This window comes from Phenylobacterium sp. FG114 (assembly GCF_057809855.1).
In genome coordinates, this window is record NZ_JBMDKU010000022.1 from 15611 (window position 1) to 33508 (window position 17898).

A 17898-nucleotide genomic window follows, 5' to 3' on the forward strand; every position below is an offset into this window, starting at 1 on the left:
ACGCTTCGCAGCGCCACCGCCTCCAAGGCGGCGAAGAGCGCGGCCGCTTCGGCGCTGACCCAGCGCCCGAGTAAGCGTGGAAGTTGATGGCGGGGTGTTGGGCAGGCCTTGAGTAAGGCCTACAGGGGAAGTCCAGCGTCTACTGTGCTGACCGCTGACATCATCACCTTCGACCAAGCGCTAGCCGAGAGCGACGGCCAAACTACCCGGCGCACGCGTCTGGGACGACCCGTTTCTTGGTGCGGGGCGGCGAAGCCCGGTCTTGGGACCGCGCGTAGGCTCAGCCATGCGGCTCACCTGGTGGCAAACTGAACCGGGCAGTTCCTGGGCGCGATTGTTGTTGCAGAACGCTGAAATGCTGCTCAACTGATACGAGCGATCGGGGGCAGAGCTACTCATGGTGGGCGGGCTGAAAGGCCGTTCGCGCGGGAAGCGCGCGAGTTGGTGCGCCGGGGCCGTTGGCGTCCTGGCGCCGCTAGTCGCGTATGCACAGGCCGAGCCTGCGGCACCGGCGAAGGAACCTCTGTTCACCAGCGTCGCCGATATCGAGCGCCCCCCCATGGCACTGCCGCAGGTGTTGGGCGGCGTCGAACCGCCCCCGCAGAACTGGCCTGCCACCTTCATCGCCACCGGTCTTAGGGCCTGCACAGGCTCGCTGCTCGGACCTCGGGTGCTCCTCACCGCGGCGCACTGCGTGGCGAACGGCGGAAAGGCCCGCCTCGGCCGCAGCCGCACTGAGAAGTCCGCCACGTGCCAGCACATGGACGGCTACGACCCGGTATCCCCACCCGTCCGCGACTACGCGATCTGCATCCTATCCGAGGCCGACGCCATCGTGGCTCCGCTCTACGAAAGGGTGAACACGGATGCATCGCGGGTGAAGCGCGACGCCGACATCCTGCTCACCGGCTTCGGGTGCAACCAGACGAGCGGCGACGGCGGCGGCGTCTTCCGCATCGGGACGTCGCGGGTGGAGCGCCTGCCCACGACCCTGAGCTACGCGATCGTCTCGAGCGGCGGAGCGGCGCTGTGCTTCGGCGACAGCGGCGGCGGCGCGTTCCTGGCGGAACCCGCCACGCTGAGGCGCATCATCGCCGGCGTCGGCCTCTCGGGCGCCGCGGCGAAGGCGCAAGGCGCGCAGGACAGCGAGTCAGCGGTCTCGAGCCTCTCGACCCCGGAGTTCGTCGCCTTCGCCTCCAGATGGAAGGCCGAGGGGGTCTGCGGGATCACGCCCGGCATGGCCAACTGCCGCAAGCCGCCGTGGCCGATGTGATGGTGCGCCGCCGCCTGCATCTGACCTTGGCGCTTTGCCTCCTGACTGGGGCGCAGGCGGAGGCTGGAGAAAGCATCACCGTCCGCTCGGCGCTCGTCGTGCCGGCGGCCGCCGAGGAGTATCTCGCGCGCTCGGCCGAGCCGGTGACCGCCGCGATTCCGGCCGGCGTGGATCCCGGGGCCGTTGTCGAGGACTACTGCGGCAAGATCACCGACGCCTTCGACAAGCTCCTGAAGCAGGAGAACCGGACGTTCGCCTGGCAGCGGACCGAGACGCCGCGGGTCCTCGCGGTGCCGGCATGCTTCTACGACACCCGCGAGCCGCGCGCGGCGCGGGCGCAGCCGAACGACACCCTGCGTACGTTCGCCGACCGTTGGGTTGGCGCGGCCGGGCCCAAGACCCTCGCCGCAATCCTCCTCCTGAACCCGATACTGCCGCAGGACGTCGAGCCGTCCGCGCGGGGCGCCATCGCGCTCACGCCCGGACAGGTCTACCAGATGCCCCGCGTCACCCGGGTGCGGACCTACGCCCTGCGCGCGGCGGTGGCCTGGCGGACGGCGCTCGACACGCTCTCGAACATGCTCGACGCCGAAGATGGACAGGCCGTCCGCCTGGCCCGGGCCGATGAGAAGCTCATCCTGCTCGCGACGTCCCAGGAAGGCGAACTGACCTGCCGGGTCGAGACGAAGCCACCCGCCACATGGCCATTCGACCAGGCCCTCCTGCTCACCGTTCTGAACGACCCCGGCATCTCCGGGGCGATGGTCGAACCGGCCCGCGTCGCGATCGCCGACACGGGTCTTGCGGACCTGCCGACGATCTTCCCACCCGCGGTCTTCGCCTACGGTCCGGAACGTGACGCGCCGGACTACCAGGACAACGACGAGCCGAAGAACGACATCGTCGACGACATCATTGGCGCGAACATCGCGGTCAACAACGCGCGGACGACGCCCTCGCCCACCGATCCGTTCGCGAGCCACGGCACGGAGATGGCCAGCCTCGCCTTGGGAGGGCCCTCGTATTGGGCGAGCCAGAAGGACAAGCCGGCCAAGCAGCAGCGCGTGACTCTGCGCATCCTGAACGTCGCCGACCAGGGTGGCGGGATCGCGGTCCGGACGCTGCCGGACGCGATCGCCTATGCGCGGACGGCGGACGCCGACATCATCAGCCTCAGCCTCAGCACCGCGAACAACTCGTCGAGCCTGTACACGGCGGTCGAGATCAGCAAGACCCTGCTCTTCGTCGTCGCCGCGGGGAACACCAACAACGATTTCCGGTCGAGCTTCACCTACCCGGCCGCTTACGGCGGCCTAGCCGGCGACCACAAGGCCCAAGTGCTGACGGTCGCGGCGGCCGCCTGGAACGGGGACCTCGCCTTCTGGTCGCCGCGTCAGTCGGACGCCATCGACATCGCGGCCCCGGGTTGCCTCGTGCCGGCCACCGCGCCGGACGGCACCACGAAGCTGCGCAACGGATCCTCCCACGCGACCGCCCTGGTGGCCTTCACAGCCGGCCTCCTTCGATCGCTCGAGCCCAAGAAGCCTCCACGTTGGCTCAAGTCGCGCCTGCAGCTGGCGGCGGACTTCTATCCCGCGATGGAGAACACGGTCGCGGCGGGCGGCATCCTCAATCCGGTGAAGGCCGTGAGCCTGCGGATGTCCGTCCTCGAGACGGAGCGCGGTAAGCTCCGGTTCGGGCGTATCGGCGATCCGCTCGAGACCCTGGACTTCTGCGATCGTGAAGGCGGCGAGTTCCCCAACGCCGTTATCCGCAAGCTCTCCTGGGACGGGGCGCGCCAGCAGCTGAGGATCGGCTATCTCGATCCGGTGGGGAACTTCAAGACGGCGCGCTGCGCGCCCCGCCCCGACGTGGCGGTCACCTTCGCCGAGATAACGCCGACATCCGGCCAGCCGACGCCGATCCCCGTCCGAAGCATCGTCGATCTTGTGATCGCCGAACCATGAAGCTGCCCCCCCTTATCGCTGGAGAGGAATTGTCCATGAAGGCCCGCCACGTCATCGCCGCCGCCGCTGGGCTCGGCGTGTGCCTCACTGCAGGACTTGCGATCGCTGCGTCCGAACCCGCCTTCAAGGCGACCCAGGCGCTGCCGAAGGCGATGATCTCGACGACGATCAAGGAGACTCTGATCGCCTGTCCCGCGGACGACCCCGACCACCTCGCGAGGGTGCGGACGAGCGCTGTCGTCGACACGAAATACGAGGCCGATCAGCGGCGGACGTACGAGATCACTGCGAAGGGTGGCGGCTGGGCGACCGTTGGGTTCGACCTTGAGTGGACGGGAGATGGGCGGCTCACCAAGATCAATGCGAGTTCCGAGGGGGCGGGCGGCGCCGTGCTCGGCGGCTTGTTCAAAGCCATCGCCGGCTTCGCCGCACCATTCGTGGGCGAGGGCGCCGCTCCGCCGCCGGACTGCCTTCCCGAGGTGCTGAAGGCGACGCGCGAAGCGAAGGCCCTCCGGGACCAGATCCTCGAGCTGGAAGCCAAGGCCGCAGGCGCGGAACCGCAGGTCAGCGCCGGGGGCGGACAAGGCGGCCAGGCCGGCTCGGCCAACAAGGAGGCGGGCGGCAAGGACTCCGGTGGGGCGGCCAAGCTCGCGGCGCTCAAGGAACTGCTCACCCGGCGCGAAGGCCAGCTGACCCTCTCCCAGCCCCTTGAGCTCGACCTTGCGACCGCGACTCCGATCGTCGTGGCGGCCGACAAGGACGGGCCCGCGCGGACCGTGGGGTTCATCGCCCTGCGCAAGGGGCCCAGCGCCTACGACAAGTGGTTCAGGATCGAGGGCTACACCGCCGCGCAGGACAAGGTCGGCTGGATCGCGCGTCTTGAGCCCTACGGACTGAAGGGTCTGAAGGGACTGGCGCTGAAGGCCTCGAGCGGCGTCCCCCTCGTCATCGCGCCAGCCGCCAACAACTCACCGCTCGTCAACGAGGTCGCCTATGTCCAGGCGCCGCCTGTGACGGTGAGCGCCTGCGGGTTCGATCCCGGCAAGGGCGACTGCGCCGGAGCCATCTCGAGCGGGCCGAGCTTCCTTCCCCAGGCCGCGCCGGCCAGGTTCTTGAGCCTGAAGACGTCGTTGTTCGGCTCGCGGAGCCTCGCGGCCACCTTCTCGCCGCAGGGGTCCCCCCTGACCATCAGCTACAAGACCAAGGCGCAGATCGAGCAGATCGCGAATGCCATCAGCGGCGCTTCGGAAGCGGTGGGCACGCTGCGCAAGGCCGACACGACCCAGATGCAAAACGAACTCGCCGAGACGAAGGCGGCGATCGAACTCCTCGAGGCCCGCAAGAAGCTCGCCGACCTGCAGGCGAAGGACTGAGTCCGTCGTGTCGCGTGTCCGGCCTGTCCTTCGACTTGCGGCGAGCCTCGTCGCCGTCGTCGCGCTGTGCGGTTCGGCTGTCGCCCCGCCGTCCCCGCCCCTCGAACCCGGCGACCTGGAGGTGGACGGCAAGCTGTGGGGGGCGCCGGAGAAGGACGGGGACAAAGACGGCCGCCGGGCGCAGGACCTCAGTGGGATGGCATGCGCCCCGCCCGAGGCCGACGGTCGGCGCATCTGCGTTGTCGCCGACGACGAGAGCCAAGGTGTCCAGGTGGTCATCGTCCGCGACCGGCGTCTTGCCGTCGGGGCCTGGATTCGCCTGACGGACGCCAGCTTCGAAGGCCGCGCGATCGAGCTCGACGCGGAGGCGGTCGCGTACGCCAACGGCTATTTCTATGTCGCGGGATCGCATGGGCGTCCGCGCCACGGCGACGTCGAGGGGCGTGAGCCCGAGAGCCAGTCCCGAGCCAAGGCCAGCAAGCAGGTCTATCGCCTCCAGTTCCCGCTGGTCGCGGGCGGGCGGCTCGATGTCGAGGCCGAACCGGAGATCGTGGCGTCGGGCGAGCTCAGCCGCTTCCTGACGACACAGGCGGAACTCTCGCCGGCCTTCGACCGGCCGCTCGCGGATGGCGGACTGACGATCAATGGCTTCGCCGTCCGTGGCCGCTACGCCTACATCGGCTTTCGCGGGCCTCTGTTGCCGAACGGCGACGCCATCATCCTGGCGGCGCCGCTGACCGCCTTGTTCGAAGGCGAGCCGGGCGTGGGTGCGGTCTTCCCCATCCCCCTCGGCCTCGACGCGCGGAAGCGTCCGCGGGGTATCCGCGACCTTGCCGCGACCGACCAGGGCTTCGTCGGCATCGCCGGCCCGTCGGGTGACGAGCCTGCCGACACGCCGATCTCGTGCGGTGACTTCGCCGTCTTCAGCTGGGCCTCGAACCGGCCCGTGGTCCGTACCGAGTTCGCCCCGTTCGGTCCCGGACCTGCCGACAAAGATGGGAACGCCCGCGCGTGGCGGCCGGAGAGCATCGTCCCGATCAGCCAGCGCGACGGTCGTCTGCGCGCGCTTCTGGTCTTCGATGGTCCGGTCGGTGGACGGCCCACCGTGATAGACGTGCCGTTGTCCGGAACGACGACGACCTGCTCGTTTTCGCCGCGCTGAGCGGCACAGGCGGAAAACAGCCCTATGCTGCGAACGCAGCTCTCGCCGGCAATTGAACGTCCGCTCTCCGGCTCGATCCCAATGTCTCTTCGTGGCGCTTCGCAGACGCTCGGACCGACGGGGGTGGCGCAAAGGCAACCCTTGCCCGTGGACGTCGCCGATGTCTTTGGAGCGGGCGCCGCGAGAAAATCAGCGCTCTCCAACGCTGATCGCCCTTTTTGCTGCACTGCGGGATCACACGCTCCCTGCGGGCGTTTTGTGCCCGACGGGCGAGGCGCCTGGGGGCCATATGCAAAATCTGGTTCGGACATTGGTGAAGGCGTCGAAACTGGTGGGCAAGCGGCGACCGCTATCGGCCGCCTTGCTGCTTCAGCGTCACGCGTTGTCCCTCGCGAGTCCGAAACCGGCGAAGGCCGCCAAGAGGAGGCGTGCGAAGGTCGCAGGAACTCGAACGCCTTCAAAGGCCGCGGGTGCTGTCCGCCCGGCCCCGAAGACATTCGTGGAGGGTCGCTACGGCCCTCAGGGCCGGCTGTCCTACAAGCTCTACACGCCTCAAGGCTCGTCACGGCGTCGCCTGCCCGTCGTGGTCATGCTCCACGGCTGCGGGCAGTCCGCGGCCGACTTCGCGCGCGGCACGGGAATGAACAGGCTGGCGGACGAGCTTGGCTTCATTGTGCTCTACCCGGAGCAATCCACCTCGGCCAACGTGGGCCGATGCTGGAACTGGCATCGCCCCGGTGACCAAAACCGCGGGAGCGGCGAGCCGGCGGCGATCGCGGAGCTGACCCGCCAGATCATTGCGCTCTGCAAGGCAAATCCGGCTCGCGTCTACATCGCTGGCATGTCGGCCGGCGGTGCGGCCGCCGCGGTGATCGCGGCCGCCTACCCCGAGCTCTTCGTCGCCGTTGGCGTCCATTCGGGACTCGCCTGTGGGAACGTGACCACCTTGACGGGCGCCATGTCCGCAATGCGGCGGGGCATCGCCCCCGGCGGCGGCCCGGTCGGCAAGACGGTGCGACCGCTGCCGACCATCGTGTTTCACGGCGATCAGGACAGCACCGTGCACCCGTCCAACGCAATGGGCTTCCTGAGCCACCTGAAGCGATCAAGCGCCAGGCCGCTCACCAGTCGGCAACGTCAAGGCCGGTCACCGGGCGGGCGGAGCTTCACGCGCACCGAGTACCGGCAAGGCGCAGGCCCGGTGCTGCTCGAGGAATGGGTGGTGCACGGCAGCGGCCATGCTTGGTGCGGCGGACACGGCTCCGGATCGCACACGGACCCGGCGGGGCCGGATGCTTCGCGCGAGATCATGCGCTTTTTCCTGGCGCGAAAGCGGCCAATCGCGAGCCGCGCCCTGGCGAAGGTGAGTGCCTGACAAGCCCGCCGGAGGTCCAACCGGGGTGACCTCAACATCCGTCCGTGGCGCGAGACGGACCAAAAGGCAGCGAGCGCCACACAATAGTCGGCGCCGGTGGACCTCCCCAATGGCGCGGTCACGAAGCCAGCCACGTAGTGTGGCTCGGCAATTCCGGGTGGAAGGGCTGGAGCCTCAAACCCTTCATCCTCGACGGCGACTGGACTTGTGACGTGCAACGGCGCGGACTTCCGCGGGCCGCGCGAACGGCCCGGTGGGCCCGGTCAGTACGCGGACGTCGCCCCGCGCCCCGGCCTCGTCTGCCTCAACGCCCCGAAAGACGGGCTCGATCTCGACCTGATGGTCGAACTGTTCGACGCGGCGCTCGATGAGATCGCGAGCAGCGGGGGGTGAACTAGGTTCTCAAGATCGGCGTCGACGGGAATGAACTCGAGGTGGTTCGATACGATTTGCCTGCCGGTTAGTGTCAGCGAAGGAGCTCGTCTGGAGCGACGCCAAGCACCACGGAAACATGCCACAGGGTAAGCAGTGTTACATTCTGCTTGCCGCGCTCCATGGCGCTGATGTGCGCGCGATCCACGCCAAGCTCGTCGGCTAGGCGAGCTTGGGTGAGTCCTACGCGCGTTCGGATTTCCCGAAGGTTGCCTCCGAACCGCATCCTGATGTCCATCCCAAGGATGGATGCCAACCGTGTATCTTAGTGCGACGTACCAAAATACACGCCCACGCCATGCTGCCCGCTAATCCGACGTGGACTCTGCCCTTTCTTGGAAGAGCAATTCCGCCGGTTCGGCCTCAAGCGCCTCGGCGACCTGCCAGAGTGTGAGGAGCGTGACGTTCTGGTCCCCGCCTTCCATTAAGCTGATGTGGGACCGATCAATGCCCATCCGTTCGGCCAGCGCAGCTTGGGTTAGCCCCGCCCCTACGCGAAGCCTCAGCACGTTTCGGCCGAACAACTCCCTGATGTCCATCTGTAAGGATGGACACCGGCTGTGCATTTTAGTGCGACGTATTATAATACACGGGCCGATTTGGATTTCGCCCGCGCATGAGCAGTCTGGAGGCTACCGGATCCCAAGAACCCGACGCGCGCGCCGCGGTGGAGCGGGCTTATGCGCGGCACCGGTCATGGCTGCTTGCGTTCCTGAACCGCCGCTTCGGAACGCTCGTGGGAGAGGATCTGGCCCAGGAGGCCTTCGCCCGGACGTTGGCGAGCGGGGCCGATGTTCGCAATCCGCGGGCGTTCCTGGCCAAGGTGGCGATCCGCGCGGCGATGGAGGAGCTGCGGCGGCGGCCGGAGCCGGGCTTCGTCTACACGATGCCGGCGGCTGTGGCCCCGGAGGCCGAGCAGGCGTTGCTGCTGGAGCAGACGATCCAGGCGCTGCCGGAACCGATTCGCGACGTCTTTGTCTTGAGCCGGTTCGGAGGTCTCTCTAATGTGGAGATCGCCCAACGCTGCAATCTATCCGTGAAGCACGTCGAAGCCCGACTCACGGAAGCGCGGCGGAGGTGTGCGGCCCTGATGCAGGACTGAGGCGGCAGCCCATGAGCGAGTCAGCAGATCGTTCGCGCGCGACCGAGGCCTCTCAATGGTTCACCACGATGACCGGCGGCGACATCGCCCCGGCTGAGCTCGATGCGTTCCGCGCCTGGCGGCGCGATCCCGCCAACGCCGCGGCCTTCGAGGCGGTGAAGAAGGGTTGGGAGGCAGCGGGCGGCCTGGCGGAGCGGCCTTCGATGGCGGCCCTGACCGAGGCTGCCCTGGCGAAATATCCGGCCAGGGCCGGAACGGGTCAGGCGCGTCCCTCCCGACGCTTCGTCCTGGCGCCCCTCGGGCTGGGCCTGGCCGGATTGGTGGTGGCCGGCGGCGTCTTCCTGGGCTGGCGCGACCGAGAGCCGACCTACGCGACCCAGGTCGGGGGTCAGCGGCTCGAGGTGCTGGCGGATGGCACCCGGCTGCGGCTCAATACCGACACGCGGGTGCGGATCGACTTCCGCGGCGGCGAGCGCCGGGTGGTGCTGGAGCATGGCCAAGCATTCTTCGACGTGGCGCACGATGCGGCGCGCCCCTTCATCGTCGAGGCGGACGGCGCTCGGGTGCGGGCGATCGGCACCCGGTTCGACGTGCGCCATGACAGCCGCGCCGTCCGGGTGACGCTCGTACAGGGCCGCGTCGAGGTTCGCGGCGCCGATGGCAGCGCGGCCGAGCTCGCGCCGGGGCAGGCCGTCGTCGTGGACCGCCGCGGCTTGTCGCGGCCCGCGGCCACCAACGTCAGCGCGGTGGCGAGCTGGACCACCGGGCGCCTCACCTTCTCCGGCGTGCCGCTGCGCGACGCCGTCGCCGAGGTGAACCGCTACTCCGACCAGAAGATCGTGCTGGAGGCGCCCGAGAGCGTCGCCGGCGAGCTCGTCAGCGGCCAGTTCGTCGCCGGCGACGTCGAGACCTTCGTGGCCGGGGCGCGCTCGCTCTACGGCCTCAAGGTCACGTCACAGACACCCCGGGAGATCCGGCTGTCGCCAGGGTGACGAACTTTTTTTGACATCGGCCCAAGGGTTTTGTGGCGGTTTTCCCCTCTACCCCTGCAGACGAACCTCGTGGCGCCGAAGCAAGACCATTCCGGTAGCGCAGAGCCCGCGGTCGTCGCGGGGGAAACATGTTCGAAGGTTCCGAGTATCGCGTAGGGCGCCGGTGGGCCTGGCTCGCCACCGCCGCAGTCCTGTTCGCCGGCGCGGCCCAGGCGCAGACGACCTACGCGGTGTCGCTGACCGGTGGGGGTCTCGAGCCCGCCCTCCTCGGCCTCGCCAGCCAGACCAAGCAACAGATCATGTTCTCCAAGGGCGTCGTAGCGGGTCTGCGCGCGCCGCCGGTGAAGGGCCAGATGACGCCCGAGGAGGCTCTGGACAAGTTGCTCGTGGGCGCGGACCTGCGTGCGCGCCGGGTCAACGCCCAGCTGATCGTGGTGGAGCGGAACGCCGGACGCGCGGCCGCGGACGGCCGCCCTTTCGGAGATGACGCCGACGCCGCGGTGGCGGCGGCGGGGCCAACCCTGGTCGACGAGGTGACCGTCACCGGGTCCAACATCCGCGGCGCCCCGCCGGCTGCGCCGCTGCGGATCGTCAGCCAAGCCCAGCTCCAGGCCTCGGGGCATGCGACCCTGGTCGATGCCTTGCGCGCCCTCCCCGAGAATTTTTCGGGCGGGGCCAGCGAAGGCAACAGCCTGACCGGGGGTGACGGGCTCAGCCGCAACATCACCTATGGCAGCGCCCTGAACCTGCGCGGCCTGGGCAACAACGCGACCCTGGTGCTGCTCAACGGCCGACGTGTGGCGGGCTCCGGGGCGTTCGCCGACTTTGTCGACGTCTCGATGATCCCAACCACCGCGGTCGAACGGGTCGAGGTCCTTCTGGATGGCGCGTCGGCCGTCTACGGCGCCGATGCGGTGGGCGGGGTGGTGAACGTCATCCTGCGGCGCAAGTTCGAGGGGGACGAGACCCAGCTGTTCGCCGGCATCGGCACGGCCGGGGAGCCGGCCCAGGGCCGGATCGCCCATACGTTCGGACGGCGTTGGACGGACGGCGGCGTCGTGGTGTCCTACGAGCTGCAGAAGCGCGACGCCCTGCACACGAAGGACCGCGAGTTCTCGCGAAGCGCCGACCTTCGGCCCTTCGGCGGCGGCGACTTCCGGGTGACCAACGCCTTTCCCGGCAACATCCTGGGCCCCGACCCGGTGACGGGCGGCAACGTGCCCCGCTTCGCCATCCCCGCCGGGCAGCCGGGCACGGCGCTCCGGCCAACGGACTTCCAGGCCGGCACGGTCAACTACAGCAACCCGCGCCTCGGGGCCGACATCCTGCCGCGGCAGACCCAGAACTCGGTCTACCTCTCGGTGGACCAGGCGCTGGGCCAGGTGGAGCTCACGGCAGACGCGCGCTACGCCTATCGGCGGTTCAAGGCCGACCTCACCCCGGTGGTGTCGACGTTCACGGTGGGCCGCGGAAACCCGTTCTTCGTCTCGCCCACCGGGGCGGCCACCCACAGCATCGCGTACAACTGGTACTCGGACCTCGGGAACCCGCAGAACCAGGGCTCGGCCGAAACCCTCGGGCTTTCAGTCGGGGCGAAGGCCCCGCTGTTCCGCGACTGGCGCGGGGAGGCCTACGCGACCTTCGACCAGGAGATCGCCGAGTCGCGCGGCTTCGGCTTCATCAACGCGCTGGTGCTCGGCGAAGCCCTCGGCAACACCGCCGATCGCGCGGATACCCCCTACAACGCCGCCCGCGACGGCTTCTTCAATCCCTTCAACGGCCTCGCCGGCGGCAACAGCGCCAACGTCGTTGGGGCCATCGGATCCGGCCGCGTCTGGAGCCGCATCCGCAGCCGGGTCGCCGCGGTCAACATCCAGGCCGACGGCGCCGTACTGCAGCTGCCCGCGGGCCCGCTGAAGCTCGCGGTCGGCGCCTCGGCGCGGCGCGAGAGCCTGGTGCGCACCGGCGACAATTGGCTCTCGACCCCCGCGCCCGTCCCGATCAGCACGCCGACCGATGCCGAGCGTGACGTGCTGGCCGCCTTCGCCGAGGCCCGCGTACCGCTCTTCGGGCCTAACAACGCCCGGCCAGGATTCCACCGCCTGGAACTCTCGATCGCCGGCCGCGTCGAACACTATGAGGTCGCGGGCTCCACCGCCAATCCGAGCGTGGGGGTCGTCTGGGAGCCGATCGAGGGCGTTCGCCTGAGAAGCACCTTCAGCCGCTCCTTCCGCGCGCCGGCCCTGCGCGAGCAGTTCGATCCCGCGAGCGTGGCGCCCACCCTCCTGTCCCAGGGTCCCGCCCGGGTCCGCGTCCTGACGCTCAATGGCGGCAATCCGGACCTCGATCCCGAGACCGCGAGGTCCTGGACCGCCGGCTTCGACCTGGCCCCGGCGCGCTGGCCGGGCTTCAAGCTCAGCGCCACCTTCTACGATGTGCGGTTCGAGGACCGCATCGGTCGCCCGGCCGCGGTCAATCTCTCGAACGCGCTGACGGACGCGAGCCTTGCGCCTTTCGTGACGCGGATGTCGCCGGCCACGAACCCCGCGGATCTCGCCCTCATCACTGCGGCGCTTGCGAGCGCTCCGTTCGTCTCCACGGGCGGAGCCTTCCCGCCGACCGACTACGGGGCGATCATCGACAACCGCTATGTGAACACCACCACGCTGCACGTGCGCGGGATCGATGTGTCGGCGAGCTACGCCTTCGACGTCGGCGCGGCCGACCACATCGGCCTGGGCGGCGCCGTCAGCTACATGCTGGATTACGAGCAGCAGTTCACGCCGACCGCGCCCACGATCGATCGCGTCAACGTCGCCAACTTCCCGCTCCGCCTGCGCGGCCGCCTGACCGCGGACTGGACCCGCGGGCGGCTCACCGTTGCCGGCGCCGCGAACTACACCGGACGCTATCAGGACAGCCGCGGCGAGCGCATCGGCGACTTCGTGTCCTTCGACGCCCAGGTGCGGCTCGCGCCGGCGGAGTCCGGGGTGCTGAAGGCGTTGGCGGTGCGCCTCAACGTCCGCAACCTCTTCGACCGCGACCCACCCTTCTACAACAACACCGAAGGCTTCGCGTACGACCCGGCCAACGCCGACTCCATCGGCCGGTTCGTTTCGCTCCAGCTCACGCGCGCTTGGTGAGGTCGGGTCATGACGCGCGCGACGATGGCCGGCGCCCTGGCGCTCGCCCTGCTGGCCGGCGCCCCCCACGCGCCGGCCAGCGCCCGCCCCTTCACCGTGGACGACCTCCTGTCCCAAGAGTCGTTCGGGGCTGTGGCCATCGACCCGGCCGGCCGATGGTTGGTGTTCGAGCAGCGCGATCGCTACGACCGGCTGCCCCGCTACGACATCGGCTACACGCCCAGTGAGGCGTTCCCCTGGCTCGCTGTCGTCGATCTGACGCGTCCGGGACGGGCCAGGCCCCTCCTTCCGCGCGACCCGGCCAGCGGCCAGATGCTGGGCCCGTTCTCCCCCTCCGGCCGGCAGCTCGTGGTCTATCGCCTTCGGGGCCGGACCAGGGGCTTCGGCGTCGTCCAGCTCGCCACCGGCGCGGTGCGCTGGTTCGACCTGGCGCCGCAGGACACCGCGCGCGGCCGGACCGTGCAGTGGCTGACCGAAGGCGAACTCCTCCTCATCGCGCGGCCGGACCGCCGGGCGCCGCCGGAGTTGCGATCCAACGACGACATCACCGAGCGCCTGCCGGCGTGGTGGGCGGCCGCGGCGCGGGGCGAGGCCGCTCGCACCGTCGTCGGCAGCGGGATCTATACCGGGCTTCGGCCGCGCGACCCCGCGCGCCGCTTGCTCCGTCTGGACATCCGCACCGGGGCGCAGACCCTCCTGGCCGCAGGCGAGTTCTTCGACCTCGAACTCTCGCCCGATCGGCGACACGTCGCGCTGCTGGAGTCCGGCCCGGACTTCCAGGTCCGCGGGGATGGACCGGTCCGCGGCATCGCCGGGCTCGAGACGGAGGTCACCCGGCTGTCGATCCTCGACCTCGCGCGGGGCGTTCGCACGCCGGCGTGCCTGGACTGCGATGTGCTGCCGCAACTGCTCGCCTGGTCGCCTGACGGCCGCGAGGTGCTCGCCTTCCGCCGCGGCGAGGACCGGACCTGGCAGGGCGGACGCCTGGTCCGCGTGGCCGCCACCACCGGCGCCGCCACCGAGCTGCCGGACGCGGTCACGCCGGAGCTCGGCCTCAATCCCGTGGTGGTCCGCGCCGGTTGGTTCGGATCGGAGCCTGTCATCTTCGGTCGGACGCCTGGCGCCCCGCGCGCCGATTGGCACCGGCTCGGCCCCTCCGGCCCCGTCAACCTGACCCGCGCCCTGCCGGCGCCGGACGGGCGCATTCGGGCGGCCGACCGTCGCCATCTCGTCCTGCTCGCGGGGGATCGCCTCTGGCGGATCGACCGGGCGGGGCGCGCGGAGGCCCTCGCCGAAGCGGCGGCGCGGGTCGCGATGCGCGACCAACGGGGCACGGACGGCGCTCGTCTCGCGAACCTCTTCCCCACGGGGTCCTGGATCGCTCTCGGCGCGGTTGGCGCCTCGCGGGTGACCTGGGTCGACACACGCGGCCTCACCGAAGCGCCGGGTGGGACGCGGGGGGCGGACGGCCTCTTCGCATCGCCGGGGCGCGTGAACAGCCTGGCCCGGTACGACATCGACGCGATCGGCGTGGAGCGGCTCAGCGTCCTGCAGCGGGGCAAGGCGCCGGTCGTGGTGGCGACGCTGAACGGAGGCCTCGCCGAGACGGATCCGATGCGGATTGAAGTCGTGCGGCACACCGGCGAACAGGGCGAGCCGCTCACGAGCTGGCTCTACCTCCCTGCCCTGCCGGCCGGCGCGCCGCCACCGCCGCTGATCGTGCGGCCCTACCTGGGGTACAGCCACGCCACCCCGCCCCGCGACCTCAAGATGGAGGGCGGCTTCTTCCAGAACCTGCGGATGATGACGGGCCACGGATACGCGGTGCTTGTGCCCAGCCTCCCAAATCCACCTGGCGGGATGCGGGAGCCCATGGCCAACGTCGGCGCCCGGATTCTCGCGGTCGAGCGCGCCGCACGCGAAGATCCGCGGCTGCAGGGGCTCTTCGATCCGGACCGCGAGGCGCTGCTCGGGTGGAGCTTCGGGGGCTACACGGTCATGGCGACCCTCACCCAGACCGACCACTTCCGGGCGGCGGTGGAGATGAGCGGGATCAGCGACCTCACCGCCTACTGGTCGAGCATCACCCTCAAGCGCGCCGTCTCGCCGGAGTACGGCTACGGATCCAACTGGGCGACGGGCACGGTGGAGGCGACCCAGCCGCAGATGGGAGCGCCGCCTTGGACGGACCCCGACCGCTACCGGCGCAACAGTCCCCTGCTGCACGCCGACAAGATCCGCACGCCGCTGCTGTTGATCCATGGGTGGCGAGACCAGATCCCCTATGCGGGGTCCCAGGCGATGTTCTCGGCCCTCTTTCGGCAGGGCAAGGACGCCCAGTTCGTCACCTACTGGGCGGCGGACCACATGAACGTCAGCCCCGGCGATGTGCGCGACGTCTGGGCGCGCACCTTCGAATTCCTGGATGCCCACCTGGGCCCCGCGGCGCCTACCAGCGGCCCGCCGCCCGCGAATCCGGCACGCGGCCCTGCCAGTGGCGCACCCAGGCCTCCACAGCCGCCGCGTTGAGGACATGCATGGCGTGCTGCGCCTGGCCGGTCATCAGGCGCTGCGGGTCGAGCGCATGACTGAGCTTGTCGCGGCTCAGGATGCCGGCGTCCGCGAGGCAACCGTGGACGAGGTAAGGGTGAAGGATGTCGCACGATGCCGCGACGCGGCGCGCCACATGGACGGTCAGGGCGCCCTTGGTGCGCCGGTTCAGCACCGCTTCCGGAATCCGATGCGCAAAGGCGCGGCGCGCGAGGGGCCGGTCGTAGGAGCCGCCGGCCAGATCGGGCACGGGAACCGACAGGCACAGCTCCATCACCGGCTGGCTGAAGAGGGGCATCAGGATGTCGGCCAGGGCCAGGCGGCGGCTGGGTTCGTAGAAGAAGTGCGTCACGGCGATCCCCTCGACGTGCAGGACCTTGCCGGGCGGCAGACCCGCTTGGCGCGCCGCCGTCACCCACTCGTGCTCGATCCTGGGCGCAATTTCCGCCCAGTCGCGCGTCAGCAGCGACGACGTCCCGCTCGGCCGCGCCTCGCGGCCCCGCTTTGCGGCCTGCACCTGGCCCACCACCGACCAGACGGACTGGCGGGTCCGTCGCGCCACGTTGGCGAGCACCGGGGAGCGCCAGGCGCCCCAGCCCAGGCGCGCGAACTCGTCGGCCGCGACCAGCGCCGTGGGGTACTGGAAGAAGACCCCGTCGCCCCCCTGGCCCGAAACGATCGCGGTTGCGCCGGACGTGCCAAGCAGCCTGGTCTCGAAGCGGTCCCGCATCCCGTCCATCGCGCCGATGGCGGGACGCGAGAAGACACCGATCTCCTTCAGCGATTCCTCATCCAACGGCTCGAAGCTCTTCGGCTGTTCGAGCAGCGGGACGCCCAGGCGCTCGGTCACGGCGCGCGCGAAGCGAGCCTCGTCCGCTTCGGGTCGCATCTCTCGATAATGGAGCCAATGCGCCACGCGGCCCGTGAGCGACGTCGCCCCGATCGCGCCAGCCAGGATCGAGGAATCGAGGCCGCCGGAGAGTTCCATCAGCACACGGTCGTGACGCCCGATCAGCGCCTCTACGGCGACGTCGACCCTCCGGACCAACTCCTCTTCGACCCAGCGGAGGTCCGCGCCGTCGTCGCGGGCGAAGGCGCTCGGCGTCCAGATCGGCGTCGGCGGCGCCGGGGCGCCGAGGGTCAGCATCTGGCCAGGCCCCACGCCCGTCATATCGTCGAACAGCGGCTCGGTTGTCCCTGCCGTCGGCGTGGCCAGGACGGCGGCGATGCGGTTCCAGTTGAGGGCCATGCCGCGCGGCCGCAGCCAGCCCGGGGCCGTCGCGACGTCGTCCGTCACCAGATGGAGACTGTCGCTCAGGCTCCAGGTGACGCACCCGAGCGCGCCGCTGGGGTCGCGGAAGACTTCGGTCGGACCCGGCCTGGGTGGGCGCAGAAGCGCGACGTACGCGCCCCACGCTTCCGCGGCCAACCGGCGGGCGAAGACGCCCGGATCACACGGCTCCGCGTCGGGCCCAGCCGGGGGCCAGAACGCAGATCCCGCTCGGCGGTGGACGTCCCCGATCACGACCCCCGCGCCGAAGACCTGGACGGCCGGCCAGACCGGGTCGCGGGTCCACACCGCCGCCCGGGTTGTCTTCGCCCGCGGCCGCCAGCCTTCGGCGGCGAGGCGGAGGCCGAAGTCTGAAGCTCGACCCGCCGGTGCAGCGTCGTCGCCGGACCAGCTCAAGACGATGAATGCGCGGCGCGTCATAGGGCCATGATCGGCGTGTAGCGGGCCACCCGGTCGAGCTCGTCATCCAGCACCACGTCTTCGACCTGGAGCCAGCAATGCGCGTCGAAAGGCCAGGTCGTGACGCCGAAGACCCAGGCCGCGTCCTGCCCGTGCCGATGAAGGTGCCGCAGCAGAAGGAAGGACCTCAGGAGGCACTTGTAGGTCACCGGCGCGTAGGGCGCCCATCGTTGGAAGCCATCGAGGAGCTCGAAGAGATCGATGGGCCGATCCACAAGGTGCGGCGCAGGACCGGCGCGCGCCGCCTCCAGCAGTTGGGCAAAGCTCCGGCCTCGGTACGTCCGCAAGAGATCCCAGAGCGCGACGACGGCATCTCGCGCGTCACGCACGCCGGGATGCGGATAGGTCGGGCGCAAGGCGGTCGTCCGCGCCGGCGGCGACCAGCGTCGGGCGGGCGATACATCGCCGAGCGGCTGGGCGAGGTTGCCCGCCAAGAGATCGGCGGCGAGCTCGTCGTCCGCCAGCACGAGCGTCCGGCGGTCCGCCAGGATTTCGGCGCTGTCGCACGCCCGGCAGAGATAGGCGCCGGCAGCCGCGTCGAGGAAAACGATATGCTCGTCCACGACAGCCGCGTGTATGGCGGGCTTGAGCATGAGCTGACGGGGCGTGGTCGACATGGGCGGGAGTCTCCCGCCGCCCCCTGGCGGGGGCGGCGGGTTCGGCCTCAGTCGAATTCAGGGCCGTCGTCGAGCTCGGGAACGCTGCCCTTGATCGCGTTGGTGAGACCCTTGGCGTCGCCCAGGCAGATCAGGCGCGAGGTCGGGGCCGACAGATGCTTG

At 70.0% G+C, this 17898-nt stretch carries 14 protein-coding genes; 10 read left to right on the forward strand and 4 right to left on the reverse strand.

The window, feature by feature from the left end:
- Positions 1-559: 559 nt before the first annotated feature.
- From ACODSY_RS24665 to ACODSY_RS24690, 6 genes are all read left to right on the forward strand, one after another.
- Positions 560-1273: a trypsin-like serine protease gene (locus ACODSY_RS24665; RefSeq protein ID WP_488954552.1), complete on the forward strand. Its 714-nt coding sequence runs from the start codon at positions 560-562 to the stop codon at positions 1271-1273.
- Positions 1261-3240, forward strand: a complete 1980-nt coding sequence (locus ACODSY_RS24670; protein WP_488954553.1) for a S8 family peptidase — start codon at positions 1261-1263, stop codon at positions 3238-3240. Before ACODSY_RS24665 ends, ACODSY_RS24670 begins: the two co-directional genes overlap by 13 nt.
- Positions 3241-3275: 35 nt before the next feature.
- Positions 3276-4613 carry a hypothetical protein gene (locus ACODSY_RS24675; protein WP_488954554.1) on the forward strand — a complete coding sequence of 446 codons (1338 nt, stop codon included), beginning with the start codon at positions 3276-3278 and terminating at the stop codon, positions 4611-4613.
- Positions 4614-4620: 7 nt separating this feature from the next.
- The gene (locus ACODSY_RS24680; protein ID WP_488954555.1) at positions 4621-5775 is read left to right on the forward strand and encodes a DUF3616 domain-containing protein; all 1155 of its coding nucleotides are present in this window, start codon (positions 4621-4623) and stop codon (positions 5773-5775) included.
- Between the two features lie 289 nt (positions 5776-6064).
- Positions 6065-7150 carry an extracellular catalytic domain type 1 short-chain-length polyhydroxyalkanoate depolymerase gene (locus ACODSY_RS24685; protein WP_488954556.1) on the forward strand — a complete coding sequence of 362 codons (1086 nt, stop codon included), beginning with the start codon at positions 6065-6067 and terminating at the stop codon, positions 7148-7150.
- A 207-nt stretch (positions 7151-7357) separates the two neighbouring features.
- Complete coding sequence (locus tag ACODSY_RS24690; RefSeq protein WP_488954557.1) at positions 7358-7543, forward strand: hypothetical protein; 186 nt, start codon at positions 7358-7360, stop codon at positions 7541-7543.
- A gap of 73 nt (positions 7544-7616) precedes the next feature.
- Here ACODSY_RS24690 and ACODSY_RS24695 read toward each other — a convergent pair whose 3' ends face one another.
- Both ACODSY_RS24695 and ACODSY_RS24700 read right to left on the reverse strand, forming a co-directional pair.
- Entirely contained in the window at positions 7617-7820 is a 204-nt protein-coding gene (locus ACODSY_RS24695; RefSeq protein ID WP_488954558.1) for a helix-turn-helix domain-containing protein, read from the reverse strand.
- A 70-nt stretch (positions 7821-7890) separates the two neighbouring features.
- Positions 7891-8121, reverse strand: a complete 231-nt coding sequence (locus ACODSY_RS24700; protein WP_488954559.1) for a helix-turn-helix domain-containing protein — start codon at positions 8119-8121, stop codon at positions 7891-7893.
- Between the two features lie 77 nt (positions 8122-8198).
- Here ACODSY_RS24700 and ACODSY_RS24705 point away from each other — a divergent pair, with 77 nt between their 5' ends.
- The 4 genes from ACODSY_RS24705 to ACODSY_RS24720 all read left to right on the forward strand — a co-directional run bounded on the left by ACODSY_RS24705 (position 8199) and on the right by ACODSY_RS24720 (position 15348).
- A complete protein-coding gene (locus ACODSY_RS24705) occupies positions 8199-8684 on the forward strand; it encodes an RNA polymerase sigma factor (protein WP_488954560.1) in 486 nt (161 codons plus the stop codon).
- A gap of 11 nt (positions 8685-8695) precedes the next feature.
- Positions 8696-9676, forward strand: coding sequence for a FecR family protein (locus ACODSY_RS24710; RefSeq protein WP_488954561.1), 981 nt, complete (start codon positions 8696-8698; stop codon positions 9674-9676).
- 128 nt (positions 9677-9804) lie between these two features.
- Positions 9805-12819, forward strand: a complete 3015-nt coding sequence (locus ACODSY_RS24715; RefSeq protein ID WP_488954562.1) for a TonB-dependent receptor — start codon at positions 9805-9807, stop codon at positions 12817-12819.
- 9 nt (positions 12820-12828) lie between these two features.
- Positions 12829-15348 (forward strand): alpha/beta hydrolase family protein, encoded by a 2520-nt coding sequence (locus ACODSY_RS24720; protein ID WP_488954563.1) that lies wholly within the window; start codon positions 12829-12831, stop codon positions 15346-15348.
- Here the strand turns inward: ACODSY_RS24720 and ACODSY_RS24725 are convergent.
- Positions 15269-17080 carry an asparagine synthase-related protein gene (locus ACODSY_RS24725; protein WP_488954564.1) on the reverse strand — a complete coding sequence of 604 codons (1812 nt, stop codon included), beginning with the start codon at positions 17078-17080 and terminating at the stop codon, positions 15269-15271. The genes ACODSY_RS24720 and ACODSY_RS24725 overlap by 80 nt on opposite strands.
- The gene (locus ACODSY_RS24730; protein WP_488954565.1) at positions 17077-17682 is read right to left on the reverse strand and encodes a lasso peptide biosynthesis B2 protein; all 606 of its coding nucleotides are present in this window, start codon (positions 17680-17682) and stop codon (positions 17077-17079) included. The genes ACODSY_RS24725 and ACODSY_RS24730 overlap by 4 nt, the downstream gene beginning before the upstream one ends.
- Between the last annotated feature and the right edge of the window lie 216 nt (positions 17683-17898).

Coding starts and splice junctions, on each gene's coding strand:
- ACODSY_RS24700 (WP_488954559.1), bottom strand. CDS start 8,121: ATGGACATCAGGGAGTTGTTCGGCCGAAACGTGCTGAGGCTTCGCGTA.
- ACODSY_RS24695 (WP_488954558.1), bottom strand. CDS start 7,820: ATGGACATCAGGATGCGGTTCGGAGGCAACCTTCGGGAAATCCGAACG.
- ACODSY_RS24685 (WP_488954556.1), top strand. CDS start 6,065: ATGCAAAATCTGGTTCGGACATTGGTGAAGGCGTCGAAACTGGTGGGC.
- ACODSY_RS24720 (WP_488954563.1), top strand. CDS start 12,829: ATGACGCGCGCGACGATGGCCGGCGCCCTGGCGCTCGCCCTGCTGGCC.
- ACODSY_RS24665 (WP_488954552.1), top strand. CDS start 560: ATGGCACTGCCGCAGGTGTTGGGCGGCGTCGAACCGCCCCCGCAGAAC.
- ACODSY_RS24710 (WP_488954561.1), top strand. CDS start 8,696: ATGAGCGAGTCAGCAGATCGTTCGCGCGCGACCGAGGCCTCTCAATGG.
- ACODSY_RS24715 (WP_488954562.1), top strand. CDS start 9,805: ATGTTCGAAGGTTCCGAGTATCGCGTAGGGCGCCGGTGGGCCTGGCTC.
- ACODSY_RS24705 (WP_488954560.1), top strand. CDS start 8,199: ATGAGCAGTCTGGAGGCTACCGGATCCCAAGAACCCGACGCGCGCGCC.
- ACODSY_RS24725 (WP_488954564.1), bottom strand. CDS start 17,080: ATGACGCGCCGCGCATTCATCGTCTTGAGCTGGTCCGGCGACGACGCT.
- ACODSY_RS24675 (WP_488954554.1), top strand. CDS start 3,276: ATGAAGGCCCGCCACGTCATCGCCGCCGCCGCTGGGCTCGGCGTGTGC.